Origin of the sequence: Mycolicibacterium elephantis DSM 44368 (assembly GCF_004014805.1) — a bacterium.
Taxonomy (GTDB): Bacteria; Actinomycetota; Actinomycetes; order Mycobacteriales; family Mycobacteriaceae; genus Mycobacterium; species Mycobacterium elephantis.
The window spans coordinates 75,793-89,281 of sequence record NZ_ATDN01000013.1 but is presented as its reverse complement, the minus strand read 5'-3'; the positions used below and the strand labels follow the sequence as shown (position 1 = coordinate 89,281).

Below are 13,489 nucleotides of genomic sequence, written 5' to 3'. Positions count from 1 at the left end.
GCGCAAAGCAGGAAATCGCGATCAGATTGTGATGCAGCTGTAACGCAAGTTAGCTGTGTGTCTCGTGTGATTACAGTTGTTCCGTTGTAGGGCTCTCCCGGGAAGGGACCACTGTGTCGACCCCTTTGGCAAACGTGCGCTGTCTCGCGGCGACGGCGGCAGCGCTGGTGCTGTGCGCCACGGTGCCGGCCACGGCGACCGCACCGGCCGCACACGCCGCCAGCGCCCGCGAGCTGCTCGCCGACGCCATCGCCAACACGAAAGGGTCCTATCTCGTCTACAACTTCGGCAGCGGTCACCCCGCGCCGATGGTCAACGCGGCCGGCCACGCCTATGAGATGAACAACGGCGGGCACCTGATGATCATCAAGGCGGCCTCGAAGCGGCTCGCACCGCGCCTGCTCGTCGACACTCATCGGGGATATCAGGCTCGATGTGAACGAGATCCGCGCGCCCGCACCGGCGAAGGGCTGGTCCAGGCGTCGGAGATCTTCACACCCCTGCAGGCCTGGCAAGTGCTCGGCCAGCCCACGATCGCGATCAACGCCAACTTCTTCGACGTGCGGGGTCAGAAGGGCGGCTCGTGGAAATCCACCGGCTGCACCTCACCGCTCGGCGCCTATGTGGACAACACCAGCGGCATGGGCCGGGCCAACGCCGCGGTCACCGGCCGCATCGCCTATGCGGGCAAGCAGGGTCTGTCGGGCGGCAACGAGCACTGGAAGGCGTTGTCCACGATGATCCTTCCGGTCGCCGGGGCGCCGTTCGTCGTCGCACCGAAGAACCCGGACGACTACGACGCCGCCTCGCCGGTCGTCGAGGACCTGGTCGAGAAGGGCGTCCGCTTCGTCGCCGTCGCCGGAATCGGGTTGTTGTCGCCCGGCGATACCAGCCAGCTCAACGACGGCGGACCGAGCGCCGCCCGCACGGCGATCGCATACTCCAGGACCAAGGACGAGATGTACGTGTTCCAGGGCGGCAGTTACACACCCGATCAGATCCAGGATCTGTTCCGCGGACTGGGCAGCGACACCGCGGTGCTGCTCGACGGCGGCGGCTCGTCGGCGATCGTGTTGCGCCGCGACACCGGAGGCATGTGGGCCGGTGCCGGCGTCCCGCGCGGGTCGTGCGACACCCGGCAGGTGCTGTGCGACTCTCGCGAGCGCGCGCTGCCGAGCTGGCTCGCGTTCAACTAGCTCAGGCGGCCTTGCCTGACGCTCCGTCGCTGGATTCGCTTGAACCGGCGGACCGTCCGGTGGATTCCGTGTCGCTGTCGCTGTCGGTGTCGGTGTCGGTGCTCGTGGTGCTCAGATTCGGCGCGGCGGACTCGTCCTCGCCGAACGCCTCGTCGTCGTCGAAATCCTCGTCAAGCGACTCGTCGAAATCCTCGTCCTCGTCGAAATCCTCGTCGAGCGACTCGTCGAGTGTCTCGTCGTCGAAATCCTCGTCTTCGGAAGTCTCGTCGACGTCGGGCGCTTGATCCTCAGCGGCCTCTTCCGTCCCTTCGTCAGAAGCCTTCTCGGTCACCTCGGGATCCGTTGTGTCGGAGCGTGGTTCGTCTTCCACGTCGTCGTCGTCGGTGTGCGACATCGCCAGCATCCTCGCACCGGAGGCGACGGTCTCGGCCGGCTCGCCCGGCGCGGCGAACTGTGGCGTCATGGCCGGCAGGTTCAGGTTGCCGATCAGGCCGCCGACGGCGTCGTTCAGCAGGCCGCTCAGGCCGCTCAACGGCAAAGCGCCCAGCAGGTCTCCGCCGGTCAGGTAGTCGAGCAGGTTGAGGATCGCGTTCGGTGTGGCCGGAGTCGGGTTCCCGCTGAAGAACTCCTTCTGGAATCCGCGGATCAGCAGATTGAGGATGTCGAACGGCACCTGCAGCGGGTTGATCCCCGACGGGAACGACAGGAACGGCGTCGGAATCGCGCCCTCGGTCAGCGTCCTGGTGTAGGTCCCGTCCGGGTTGCGGACCACGTCGGTGTAACCCAGGTTGTTGAGTGCTTCGACCGCGGGCGCAAGCGCATTGGCAAGCATTCCAACGGGGTTCACGCCCAGCGCCCCGAGCGTGGTGATGGCGATGATGTCCGAGAGCAGGTACAGCGGCTCGAGCAGCGGCTGCGTGGCCGACGGCAGCGTGACGTAGAGGTTCAGCGCCAGCTTGCCGTCGACGAGGTTCTCCAGCGCATCACCGATCTGTTCGGTGAGTTGGTCGGGCACCGTGTCGAGGGTGAGGCCCCGAAGCATGTAGGTCGGCAGTATCCCGGCCATCAGGTTGTTCAGCAGCGAGAACGGGTTCGGCCAGGCCGCCAGGTCCGACATCGGGTGGTACTCGACGCCGATGTCGATCAGCACCGGGATGATGTTCGCACCGCCGAGCGACAGGCCGAGCGGCAACTGGGCCAATCCCCCGCTGGAGGTCACCTGGGTCTGCGGGTTGACGGTATTGATGCCGAGCAGGTCGAACAACGGGTAGAACCGCGCGAACGCCCCACCGTTGGGACGGGCCGGGTTCAACAGCAGCAACATCGGCAGCACGGTGATGCTGCCCAACAGGGGATCGAGACCGGCATAGTTCACCCCGCCGGGCTGATTTGCCAGATCGGCGAGCACCTTGTCGTAACCGGTGGCGATCGCGAACGCGCCCATCCCGATGCCCACCGACACCGGAACCCGCAGGTGCACGACGTCGGGCAGAACATCGCCGAGCAGACCGTCGATCACGTTGCCCAGCAGCGGAATCAACGGGTTGCCCGGCAGGGTTCGGGTCAGCCTGGCGAGCAGTGTGGTCAGCAGACCGACGGCCCCGACTTCGAGGTACTCGGTGCCGTTGATGTCGCCGGCCACCGAGTTGGGCAGCGGCGGTACCCAGCCGAGGTCGGCGCCGAACAGCTTCAACATGGTGAAGACCGGGCCGGCGGTGACGACGTTCAGCCCCGGGACACCGAGGTTGCCGAGGTTGAGCGGATCGCTGAGGTCCAGGCCGACCAGGTTCAGCAGGCGCAGTAGGTCTGTCACGCCTTGGGCGTCGGTGATGCCGAGGAGTTGCAGGACGGGAATCAGCACCGTGTTGGTGACGAGTTGGCCGACCAACGCGTCGAGCACCGGTGACAGGTCGATGGGAATCTCGCCGAGCAGCCCGCCCAGAACGTTGTCCACCAAGAAGTTCGGGTCGCCCACCAGCCTCTCGAGGAGGCTTTCCGGATCCATGCCGGCGGCCCGGGCGAGCGCGGCGAGGTTGAGGTTCTCGACCACCGCACGCGCGACGAAGTCCACCACGGTCTGGGTGACGTTGGAACCGAACGTGCCCAGGCCCGCCGTCACGTCGGGGAGCTGGCCCGGCGACGGCCACTGGTTGACGGCCGCAAGGAGCTGGGCATCGACGGCCCGGACCTCGGCTGCGGCGGTCGCCTCCGGGGTGGGGGTGACACCGATCAGGGCCGTTGCCGTCGCGGTGGCGGCGCTGAGGGCGGTGGCCTTTCTGGCGAACTTCTTGACGTTCCTTCGGCGTGCCTGATGTCTGCCAGCCAACTGAACTGTTCCTCCTGGCCCCCCGTTGGTTTGGGCCAGACCGTAGCATGAAGCGCGCGCGGCGGGGCGAGTTGGGCAAATTCGTTCGCTCCGCAAACAAACCGGGTCGTGGGCATCGAGCTTTGCAGATGGCTAACTCGTCGACTGTCCGTCGTGGTCAGAGGGCCAGCGCGTCAGCCGCAGCACGTGCGAGCTGGCGCTCGTAGCCGCCGCGGAAGATGACGACGTGCGCCAGCAACGGATAGAGCTGGTGTAGCGCGAGCCGGTGGCGCCACCCGTCGCGTAGCTGGCGCTGCGACTGGTAGCCGTCGAGCACCGCACCGAGGAATGGACAGCCGAACAGGTCCAGCATCGCCAGGTCGGTTTCCCGGTGCCCGCCGGCGGCCGCCGGGTCGATCAGCACCGCGCCGCGGCGCGTCCACATCACGTTGCCCCTCCACAGGTCACCGTGCAGCCGCGCCGGGGGATCGTCGTCGTCGAAATCACCGGCCTCACAGCGGGCGATCACCGCGTCGACGGCTGCGCGCGTGGTCGCCCCCAGTGCCGCGTCTGCCCGGTTCGCCATGGGGCGCAGCCGTTCTCGGGCATAGAACACGCCCCAGGCGGAGTGGGGCGTCAAGGACATGGGCAGCGGGTGGTGCAGCGGACCGAAGTAACCGGGTCCGTGCCAGCCGTCCGGTGGCGCACCGAACCCGTCTGCTCCCGCGTCGTGCGTGCATGCCAGCCGCTGACCGAACTCGTACGCGGCAGTATGGGTCGGTGCGGTGGTCTGCAGGTGTTCGAGGGTGATGCTGTCGTCGGTGTGGTCGAACACCCTGGCGCACGGCACGCCTCCGCGTGCAGCTGAAAGCCATTGCAGCCCAGCGGCTTCGAAAGCAAATAGTCCAGGGGGCGCCCCTGCACGACGCTTGCTGAACGGCCGCATGCCTACGGGAGGCCGAACACGCGGCGTACCGCGTGGTCACGGACCCTGGACGGCAGCTTTGTCATCAACCCGACCTGGACTTTGGGGCCGAGGCCGACCACGTAGCGCGCCCGGGGCCGCCCGGCGGTCAGCGCCTGCTCGACGACGGCGGACACCTTCGTCGGGGACACCGCGCTGCGCTGCGCGATGGGGATGAACTTCTTCATCCCCGCAATGTGTTTCGCGTAGAGATCACGGTGCTCCGGCGTCAGACCGGCCTCGACCTCGGCCACCATGTCGTCGGCGGTGCGCCACATGTCGGTGTCGGTCTGCGCGGGTTCGACGACGATCACCGGAATGCGCCACGGGCTCAACTCCACCCGCAATGCGTCGGCGGCGGCCTCCAATGCGAACTTGCTCGCCGAGTACGCACCCATCAGCGGCATCGAGAGCCGGCCATTGACGCTCGAAATGAACACGATGCGGCCGCGTGACTTCCGCAACCGGGGTAGCACTTCCTGGGTCACCGCGATCTGACCGACGACGTTGACCTCCAACTGCTTTCGCCAATTCTCGACAGACACCGCCTCCACCGCGCCCGCGACGGCGATTCCCGCGTTGTTGACCACCGCGTCGAGGTCGGCCGGTAACGAGGTCGCCAGCGCATCGATGTGTTCGGGGTCGGTGACGTCGAGGATGACGGCCGATATGCGTTGCGGGTTGGCCGCGGTGACCGCCTCGGCATCGGGCTGGGATCGGACGCCCGCGATCACGTCCCACCCACGGGCGGCCAGATGTTCGGTGATCGCCTTGCCGATGCCCCGGGAGGCGCCGGTGACCAGTACAGAGGGCATCTCTTCTCCTCGGTCGGCTGGCAGAAGCAGTTGTCAGACTACGGCGTGTGTGCGCCCGCCGACGAGGTCGTCGCGCGTCGGGGACCGAACCAGAAGATGGCGGCGCCGACGGCGATCACCGCCGCGGCCAGCCCGATCACAGGGGCGACCGTGACCCGCGTCAACGTCGCACCCACCACCGCGCCGCCGCACATCGTCAAAACCACGCCGTAGCGCAGCTTTTCCCGTTCCCCGCTACCACCGGCGAGCCTGCTGTCGAAGCCGAGACCCGAGATCGTCGACGTCAGCACCGTCGTCGACAGTTCCTGCACGCCGAACTGACGCCCGGTGACGTTCTGGTTGCCGAACACAACGGCCAGCCCCGCGATCAGAATCAGCTTGGTGTCGTCCTGGTAATCGAGCACGCCGGCGCCCGCCAGGAGCGCCAGCACCGACAACGCCACCACTTCGAGGCCGAGGGTGATCCCCAGCCAGCGCCGGACCTCCGAGCCGAGGTGGCGGCACAACCGGCCGCCGATCACGGCGCCCGCCACAAAGGCGACGAACGCCACGAGCGCGGCCGTCACGTCCACACCCGAGTGCGGCACGAACCAGAACCCGAGGAAGATGACGTTGCCGGTCATGTTGGCGACGAACACGTGCCCGAGGACCAGCACGCTGACCGCGTCGACCAGGCCGGTCGCGAACGTGAGCATGAACAGTGCCAAGACCGTAAACCGTTGCGAGACAGGCGATTCGACAGCCACGGTCGAGGCTTCCGGCCTACAGCTGTGGTGTCAGGTCCAGCGAGGTGACCGTGGACATGCGGGTGATCAACCAGTCCGCATCGTCGCGCTTCATCGTGAGCCGATACGACAGATAGCGCAGCGACGGGATGTTCTTGGTCACCGGGCTGGTGGCCACCGAGTTGGTGTAGACGATCGCGGTCGCCTCGGTCGGGGTGAGCGTCTCGACCGCCGCACCCATCACCTGGGTGGTGTTGGAGACCTGGGCCTGCTTGTTGGGCGCGACGATCGCGTCGATGTACTTGCGGTACTCGTGCTCGAAATCGCCGCCCAGATAGCCCGCCGAGCGGTCCGGAAGGCTCTCCATGTCCTCCGGCGTGTACGTCCAGAGCGTGGTGATCGCTTCGGTCGCCGTGCGGGCCACGTCGAGCTTGATCTGAACGGTGGCGCGGTCGGTCAGATACGGCTGCAGCATCGCGCCCGCGAACCCCGCCGCCCCGACGAACAACACGCCCGCGACGATCGCCGCGATCGCCAACCGCTTGCCTGCCGGCCGATGGGGCACGAGCACCTGCTCCGCCGCCGGCTCCTGCTCGGGAGCCTCAGCCTCGGCGGGCTCGGCGCTCTCATCCTCGGCGGCTTCGGCCTCGGTCTCGATGGCCTCCGCCTCCGCAGCCTCGGGAGCCTCGGCCTCCGCAGGCGTTTCGGCTTCCACAGGCTCCATCTTGGCTGCCCGCGCGGCCTTGCCCCGCGGCACCGGCTTGGCCTGTCCCGGCTCGGTGCCCTGTGGCTTGGCCGAAACCTCGTCGGGCGCAACGGTTTTGGTGCGACGACGCAGGATGAACCAGCGGCGACGACGGGCAGGCGTCGCCGGATCGGCCGCCGCGTCCGCGTCGGTGGTCAGATCACCTGAATCAGCTGGCTGATCTTCCACTGCTGTCCTTCCTCAATAGCCGTTGCGACCCAACGGCTTCCGCTCTCATACGTCTGCTTGCCGTCGGGCGACTGGGAGGTCACCGTCGTCGCGACCAGCACATCGGCGCTGCCGTCGTCGTTCCAGCGCTGCACCCCGGCCTCCACCACGGTGCCGGCGGTGGGCTCGGCGCGCGCCACCTGGACCAGGATCTCGTTCTTCCTCTCGTTGAACATCTCCGCGAACTCGCCGGTGCCCTCGGCCAGGATCCGCTCCACATAGTCGTTGGCGTGGAACGGATCCAGCGAGGTGTACTCGGTCATGAACTGGCGGACATAGCCGAGCGCCAACGCGTCCTTGACCGCCGCGCGCCGGTCGATCTCATGGTTGACCAACAACAGCGTGCTCAACGTGAGCATCGCGATCAGCACCAGCGACGCCACCGTGGCGACGACCGGCAGCCCCCACCGGCGGGGCCGCCGGGGCGTCACCTCGAAGAAGTCTGGCTCGTCGGCCTCGATCCGGCGCCGCGGGCTCACTGGCCCTCCGGACTCGTCAGCGGCTTCTTGAGCACCGTCAGATCAGCAACGCGCCACTGCCCGTCCGATTTCTCGAACTTGACCCGCACGGTCGCGGTGATGAACTTCAGGCTGTTGGGGTCATCGCCGCGCTGACCCTGCAGCGCCAACAGCATCGACGCGCTGGATGGCGTGACCGGCGGGTTCGGCACCACCGCGCTGCTGACCGCCCAGTACTCGTTGGACGTCACGCCGGCGTTCTGAACCGCCTGCTGCTGAGCGATCAACTGGTCGCGGTACGCATCGGTGGTCAGCGACTGTGCATGCGCGAAATCCTGCTGCAGCGTGTCCTTCTTGTAGGTCAGCATCTGTTCGACGATCCGCGGTCCCTGCTCGGTGATCTGCGCGCGAGCGTTCTCGATGGCGCGGTCCTGGCGGTACACCACCACGACGCTCAGCGCGACCGCCACCACGCACAGCAGCGCGGCCGCGATCAGCACCCCCGCGGTCAGCCGGCGCACGTCGCGGGCCTCGGACGGGCTCTTGTGCACCTCGGTGCGCAACAACAGGTCGGCGAACGTCCGCCGACGCCGGTCCCACAGCGGCCACAGCCAGCCGAGGAACAGCGCCGCGGTGTCCAGCAGATGCGCCAGATCGCGCGCCAACAACCGCCACACGCCCGCCCGGGTGCCGGACCGGTGCACCACGGCGATGCCGAACAGCGCGCGCCCCAGGCTGAATCCCTTGACCGCGGGCAACACCAGACGATTCACCGCCATCACGAGCACCACCAGGGCGGCCGCCACGGTGAACACCCACCACAGCCACCCCCGCAGCGGGGCCGTCCAGGCCACCAGCGCCAGCGTCACCACCACCGCCAGCCCGAGCAGCACGTCGATGGCGAAGGCGCCGGCGCGCGCAGGCCAGGATGCCAAAGGTGGCGCGGCCACCTCGTCGGCGGGCGGAGTGTGCAGGTCGGAGTCGTCGAGCGTCATGGTCGATGAGGTCACGATGTGACCTGGTCCAATCGGGCGACTTTGTAGGTGCCCTCGTCGGGCGCCATCTGGACGCGCAGCCGGTAACCCTGCTCCTGGTCGGCGGTTTCGGAGTTGGTCACCTTGACCCGCACGGCGACCAGAACATCGAACGATCCGTCGGCGTTGTGCTTTTCCACCGCCGCGCGCATATCCGACACCTGCACCTGAACGTTCGCGGCCTGGTACGCGTCGACCAGTACGCCGCTGTACAGCGAGGCCTGCACGGCGAAGTCACCGGTCGAACATTCGATGATCTTGGCCTGCGCCGCGGTCATCGCAGCGGTGTCCGGCGCGTGCGTGGCGGTCACGCAATCCTTCGCGGCCTGCAGCGCGGCCGCCTCCGCACGCGCGGTTGCGTCGTTGTCCTGGTGCGCCCTCAGCGCGAGGTATCCGCCGACTCCGCCGGCGAGCGCGAGCAGCAGCAGCGCCGTGCAGATCCCGATCGCCCAGCCGCGGCCCAGCCGGGGCGGGCGGCGTCGGTCAGCTGTCTTTCTGGTCTGTTCTGTCGGCTCTTCTTCTGTGGATACTGCTAACGACTCGTCGGGCTCTGGGTGGGCTTCGTCGGGCGTTTCATCAGCATCGGTGGGGTTCAGCTGGCGGGTGCCAGCATCTCCTTCCATCCGTCGTCTCCTGGGTTACTCGAGTTGCTGACGTTGTACCTGACGCCATCGGGTCCGACCACCTGTCCGCTGGTCGGGCTGTACACCGCCGTCGAGCCGGGTGGCCCTGGTGCCGGAGTGTAGATGCAGGGGTTGGGCTGCTGTCCACTACAGGTGACGGACCCCTGTCCTGGCGGGCTCAGCGGGTCGCTGACCGGCGACGTCGACAACGCCGGCGGCAGCTCGCTGGCGGGCATCGGGTTGACACCGCTGTTCACCGACGGCGCGGGAACGACGAAGCCCGGGTTGACGCCCTGATCGCAACGCGCGCCCGGAGCTGGGCACGACAGGACCTGATTCGGGTCGCCGTACCACGGGTTGGTGCCCAGTGGCTGATACGGCTCGTCGCTGCGGCACTCCATCGGCGTCGCCGCGCGCTTGCCGGGCACGTCGACGCACGGATAGTTACGTGCCCCGCGAACGACGTTGGCCTGGTAGTCCTTCGGGATCTTGCAGTAGGTGCCCTTGGGCAGCGGCGCCATGCTGGTGTCGGCGGGTGAGCGCCATTCCGACGCGGGCAGGAAGCCGGTCAGGCACGGCGGCGGCTGGTTGATCGACAGCGCCAGCGGCAGCTGGCCCAGATCCTCGAACAGCGTGCCCGCCTGGCTGGCCGCGCCGCCTTGGGGCCAGATCACCAGCGTCTGCTCGAGCCCCTTGTGGTAGCGCTTGAGCATGTCGATGACGACCGACAGGTTGGCCAGCGTCTGCGGCAGCGATTCCTGCACATCGCCGAACACCGCGGTGACCTGATCCAGCGTCGGCGGGGCCTGCTGAAGGCCGCTGCGCAACGCCGCATCCTCCTGGGCCGCCTGCGCCGCGATCACGTTGAGGTTGCGCGACCACTGCTCGATGTTGTCGCCCGAGGTCACCTGGCTGTCCAGGATCGGGGTGGCGTTGAGGATGATGTCGTTGACCTGGGGCAGGTGTTCCTGGAAGCCCGCCGCGAGGCTGGACGTCGAATCGACCAGGCGCTGCAGCGCCGGACCCAACCCGCCGACCGCCTGCGACGTCTCGGTGAGCAGCGCGTCGATCTTCTCCTTGGGCAGCGCGGCCAGACCCTCGTTGGCCGCGTCCAGCGCCGGGCCGACCTCGCTGGGCACCGTGCTCTCGGTGATCGTCGCGCCCGGCTGCAGATACTGGCCCGGATCACCGGTCGACACCAGGTCCAGGTACTGCTCGCCGATCGCCGACACGGAATGCACGTTCGCGGTCGCATCGGCAGGGATCTTGAAGCGGTTGTCGATGCTCATCGTGGCCCGCGCCCCGGTCTCGGTGGGCTCCACCTCGGTCACCTTGCCGATCTGGGTGCCGCGGTAGGTGACGTTGGCCGTCGCGTACAGGCCGCCCGACCGCGGCAGGTCGGCGTGCAGCGTGTACTGGCCGATCCCGACCAGCGCAGGAATCCGCAGGTAGTACCAGCCCAGCACGACCAACGCGATGACCGTCAGGATCGTGAACAGCACCAGCTGGATCTTGATGAACCTGCTCAGCATCGCTCACTCAGCCCTTTCGACCAGCGGCCCGCCGGGCACGTTGTGCGGGTTCGGGGTGTACCGCACGTCCGGGATCATGGTGGCCGGGTCACGGCCCCACGCCTGCTCGAGCGCGCGCAGCATGCCGGAGACACCGGTCCCGGTCAGCACGCCGTTGTCGAGCGCGGACAGCGTGAGGTCGATCATCAGCGACACGTTGAGGTAGTCACCGCGCACCACTTTCGGAATGTTCTCGATCGAGAACGGCGCGGTGAGCAGCAGCTTGAGCGCACCGACCAGGTACGGCGACGCCTTACCCAACTCTCGCAGCGGCCGCTGCAGGTTGGCCAGGTTGGTGTTCAGGTCGTCGCTGGCCGGCCCCAGCGCGGCGTCGGCCGCCCCGCTGATGCGCCCGACGGCCTGCACCGCGTCGGCGAACAGATCGCGGGTCTCGGCGAAATGCTTGATCAGCGGCGGGAACTCGGTGAGCACCCGGTCCAGCGTGTTGTTGCGCTGGGCGACGATCGACAACAACCGGTCGGTGGACTCGATCGCCCGGGTGATGTCCTGGCGCTGCTGGTTGAGCTCGCCGGTGAAGGTGTCCAACCGGTTCAGGAACTCCCTGATCTGGTCGGCCCGCCCGGTGAGCAGGTTGTTGATCTCGGTCTGGATGACCTCGAGGTTCTGCACGCCACCGCCGCGCAGGATGGTGGCGATGCTGGCCAGCACCCGTTCTGTGGTGGGATACGCCGACGCGTTCTGCAGCGGGATCGTGTCACCGTTGCGCAACGGCTCCGGCGACGGGTCCGGCGGCGGCTCCAGCTCCACGTGCTGCGAACCGAGGAGGCTGGTCTGCCCGATGCTCGCCAGCGCGTTCTTCGGCAGCTTCACGCTGGGCTCCAGGTCCAACGTCAACGTGGCGACCCAGTTCTTCAGCTCGATCGCGCGCACCCGGCCGACGTACACGTCGGCGACCCGGACCCGGCTGTTGACATTGAGCGCCAACGTATCCGGCATCTGCACGTAAACCGTGTAGGCGTCCGATCCGGTGCCGGGCCCGCCGGGCAGCGGCACGTTCGCGATGCCCCTCCAAGATCCACACGAGCTCACCACGAGCGCGATCGCACCCAACGCCACGGTGCGCCGTGCGATCGTGCTCAGCCTGCGAGCACCCATGACCGGTCCTCTGTTCCTAGTGCGAGCCCTCATCCTGAGCCCTTCGATCCTCGCGCGAGCACCCATCAGCCACCCACCTCTGCTGGCAGCGCGGGTCCTGCCGGCGCCGGACCCGGCGGCGGGCCGCCCTGGGCCGGCATGGGTCCGGCCAGCGCAGCCCCACCCGGGTCACCGGGGATCACTCCCGGCGCCGGAGCCGGCGGCGGGCCGGGCTGCGGATACCACGGCGGCGGCAGCGGCGTGTTCTCCGTGTAGGCGTTCGGCGGGCCCGCCTGGTGCGGTCCACCGAAGGTCGGTGGCGCAGGCGGGATCTCGCAGTCGGGTCCGCCCATCAGCTCGGAGAGGCACGCCGGGGTCATCATGTTCGCGGTGAACGGCTGCACCTCGACGCCCTGCATGCCCGGTGCGGCCACCCAGCCCTGCTCGTGGTTGCCGTGCGAGAACAACGTGTCCCGCGACCAGATGCCCGGCACGGTGGTGTCCTTGTACCCCGGCGGCGGCTGCAGCCTCGGCTCGGAGTACGCAACCTGCTTGGGCAACGTCAGCGCCGAACTGAACTGGTTGACGCCGAACGGCGGGAAGTTGAACTTGATCGCGTCCAGGACCGGCGCCAGGTACTGCGCGCATAACTCGGCCGACTCCTGATAACCCAGCCGGCTGGCCGCCTGGATCGAACTGCACACGAACTGCAGCGGGTTCGCGAAGTTGTTGATCACCGGGATGCCCATCACGCCGCCGGTCACCGGCGAGATGATGTTCATCAGGTTGGCGCCCAGGTTCGGGAACACGTGCAGCGCGGTCTCCAACCCGTCGCGCGAGTCCGGCTGCAGGATCGCCGTGGTGGCCGACGACAGGTTGTTGATGTCGTGGGTCAGCACCTCGGCGTTCTCGTCGAGGAAGCCGCGCGTGGTGGTCAGCAGCTCGTTGAGGTCGCGCAGCGCCTTGGACACCTCGCGGTCGGTGTTGGTGAACGCGTTGGTGAACTGCGCCAGGTCGTCGTTCAGCGCGACGAACTGCTGATCGCTCTGGTGCAGCGCATTGACGAACAGCGCCAGGCTCTTGACCACGCCGAAGAAGTCGTCGCGGCCTTCGTTGAGCGCGAACAGCGCTTCGGACAGCCCGTTAAGCGTCCGGTTGAGCTGCTCGCCCTTGCCCGCGAAGCCGTCGGCGGCCGACTCGATGATCTCGCCGAACGGTCCCGACGGCTGCTCGGGTGTCGGGCCGAGATCGGTGAGGATCCGGTTGATCGAGTCACGCAGCTCGTCGTACTCGACCGGCACCTGGGTGCGTTCCAGCGGGATGACGGCGTTGTCCTCCATCACCGGCCCGCCGGTGTAGGGCGGGGCCAGCTGGATGGTGCGCGACGCCACCAGGCTCGGGTTCAGGATCGACGCGGTGGCGTTGGCGGGCACCTTGAACTTGTTGTCGTAGTGGAAGGTCACCTTCATCTTGTCGCCCGCCGGTTCGATCTTGTCGATCGAGCCGACCTTGACGCCCATGATCTGCACCTTGTCGCCCGGGTACAGTGCCAGCGTGTCGGTGAAGTACGCGACGACGGTGTTCGTGGTCAGCCTCTTGTAGAGGTTGTAGCCGACGAAGGCCGCCACCACGGCCAGCACCACGACCAGGGTGCCGATGATCAGCGTGGCCCGAGAAACCTGTGGTAGCCGCAGGCTTCGGATGTTGAAGATGGTCGACATCAGTTATCC

The 13,489-nt window shown here is 67.7% G+C and carries 12 protein-coding genes; 1 reads left to right on the top strand and 11 read right to left on the bottom strand.

The window, feature by feature from the left end; genetic code table 11:
- The first annotated feature begins 53 nt into the window (after positions 1-53).
- The gene (locus MELE44368_RS11215; protein WP_276050640.1) at positions 54-1,196 is read left to right on the top strand and encodes a phosphodiester glycosidase family protein; all 1,143 of its coding nucleotides are present in this window, start codon (positions 54-56) and stop codon (positions 1,194-1,196) included.
- A gap of 1 nt (position 1,197) precedes the next feature.
- Here MELE44368_RS11215 and MELE44368_RS11210 read toward each other — a convergent pair whose 3' ends face one another.
- The 11 genes from MELE44368_RS11210 to MELE44368_RS11160 form a co-directional block, all read right to left on the bottom strand.
- A complete protein-coding gene (locus tag MELE44368_RS11210) occupies positions 1,198-3,522 on the bottom strand; it encodes an ATPase (RefSeq protein ID WP_128108543.1) in 2,325 nt (774 codons plus the stop codon).
- Between the two features lie 157 nt (positions 3,523-3,679).
- Positions 3,680-4,447, bottom strand: coding sequence for a fructosamine kinase family protein (locus MELE44368_RS11205; protein WP_128108542.1), 768 nt, complete (start codon positions 4,445-4,447; stop codon positions 3,680-3,682).
- A 2-nt stretch (positions 4,448-4,449) separates the two neighbouring features.
- The gene (locus tag MELE44368_RS11200; protein WP_128108541.1) at positions 4,450-5,280 is read right to left on the bottom strand and encodes an SDR family NAD(P)-dependent oxidoreductase; all 831 of its coding nucleotides are present in this window, start codon (positions 5,278-5,280) and stop codon (positions 4,450-4,452) included.
- Between the two features lie 38 nt (positions 5,281-5,318).
- The gene (locus MELE44368_RS11195) at positions 5,319-6,026 is read right to left on the bottom strand and encodes a YoaK family protein (protein ID WP_128108540.1); all 708 of its coding nucleotides are present in this window, start codon (positions 6,024-6,026) and stop codon (positions 5,319-5,321) included.
- 16 nt (positions 6,027-6,042) lie between these two features.
- A complete protein-coding gene (locus tag MELE44368_RS11190) occupies positions 6,043-6,939 on the bottom strand; it encodes a mammalian cell entry protein (protein WP_128108539.1) in 897 nt (298 codons plus the stop codon).
- The gene (locus MELE44368_RS11185) at positions 6,906-7,457 is read right to left on the bottom strand and encodes an Rv1363c family protein (RefSeq protein WP_128108538.1); all 552 of its coding nucleotides are present in this window, start codon (positions 7,455-7,457) and stop codon (positions 6,906-6,908) included. Before MELE44368_RS11185 ends, MELE44368_RS11190 begins: the two co-directional genes overlap by 34 nt.
- Positions 7,454-8,431 carry an RDD family protein gene (locus tag MELE44368_RS11180; RefSeq protein WP_128108583.1) on the bottom strand — a complete coding sequence of 326 codons (978 nt, stop codon included), beginning with the start codon at positions 8,429-8,431 and terminating at the stop codon, positions 7,454-7,456. Before MELE44368_RS11180 ends, MELE44368_RS11185 begins: the two co-directional genes overlap by 4 nt.
- An 11-nt stretch (positions 8,432-8,442) precedes the next feature.
- Positions 8,443-9,093: an Rv1363c family protein gene (locus MELE44368_RS11175; RefSeq protein ID WP_128108537.1), complete on the bottom strand. Its 651-nt coding sequence runs from the start codon at positions 9,091-9,093 to the stop codon at positions 8,443-8,445.
- Positions 9,063-10,625, bottom strand: a complete 1,563-nt coding sequence (locus MELE44368_RS11170) for an MCE family protein (protein ID WP_128108536.1) — start codon at positions 10,623-10,625, stop codon at positions 9,063-9,065. The genes MELE44368_RS11175 and MELE44368_RS11170 overlap by 31 nt, the downstream gene beginning before the upstream one ends.
- A 3-nt stretch (positions 10,626-10,628) precedes the next feature.
- Positions 10,629-11,780 carry a virulence factor Mce family protein gene (locus tag MELE44368_RS11165; RefSeq protein ID WP_128108535.1) on the bottom strand — a complete coding sequence of 384 codons (1,152 nt, stop codon included), beginning with the start codon at positions 11,778-11,780 and terminating at the stop codon, positions 10,629-10,631.
- Between the two features lie 65 nt (positions 11,781-11,845).
- Positions 11,846-13,480 (bottom strand): virulence factor Mce family protein, encoded by a 1,635-nt coding sequence (locus tag MELE44368_RS11160; RefSeq protein ID WP_128108534.1) that lies wholly within the window; start codon positions 13,478-13,480, stop codon positions 11,846-11,848.
- Positions 13,481-13,489: the final 9 nt, after the last annotated feature.

What these genes read in the sequence shown, in the direction of transcription:
- MELE44368_RS11205 (WP_128108542.1), bottom strand. Translation starts at nt 4,447, where the DNA reads ATGCGGCCGTTCAGCAAGCGTCGTGCAGGGGCGCCCCCTGGACTATTT.
- MELE44368_RS11200 (WP_128108541.1), bottom strand. Translation starts at nt 5,280, where the DNA reads ATGCCCTCTGTACTGGTCACCGGCGCCTCCCGGGGCATCGGCAAGGCG.
- MELE44368_RS11180 (WP_128108583.1), bottom strand. Translation starts at nt 8,431, where the DNA reads ATGACGCTCGACGACTCCGACCTGCACACTCCGCCCGCCGACGAGGTG.
- MELE44368_RS11175 (WP_128108537.1), bottom strand. Translation starts at nt 9,093, where the DNA reads ATGGAAGGAGATGCTGGCACCCGCCAGCTGAACCCCACCGATGCTGAT.
- MELE44368_RS11170 (WP_128108536.1), bottom strand. Translation starts at nt 10,625, where the DNA reads ATGCTGAGCAGGTTCATCAAGATCCAGCTGGTGCTGTTCACGATCCTG.
- MELE44368_RS11165 (WP_128108535.1), bottom strand. Translation starts at nt 11,780, where the DNA reads ATGGGTGCTCGCAGGCTGAGCACGATCGCACGGCGCACCGTGGCGTTG.
- MELE44368_RS11160 (WP_128108534.1), bottom strand. Translation starts at nt 13,480, where the DNA reads ATGTCGACCATCTTCAACATCCGAAGCCTGCGGCTACCACAGGTTTCT.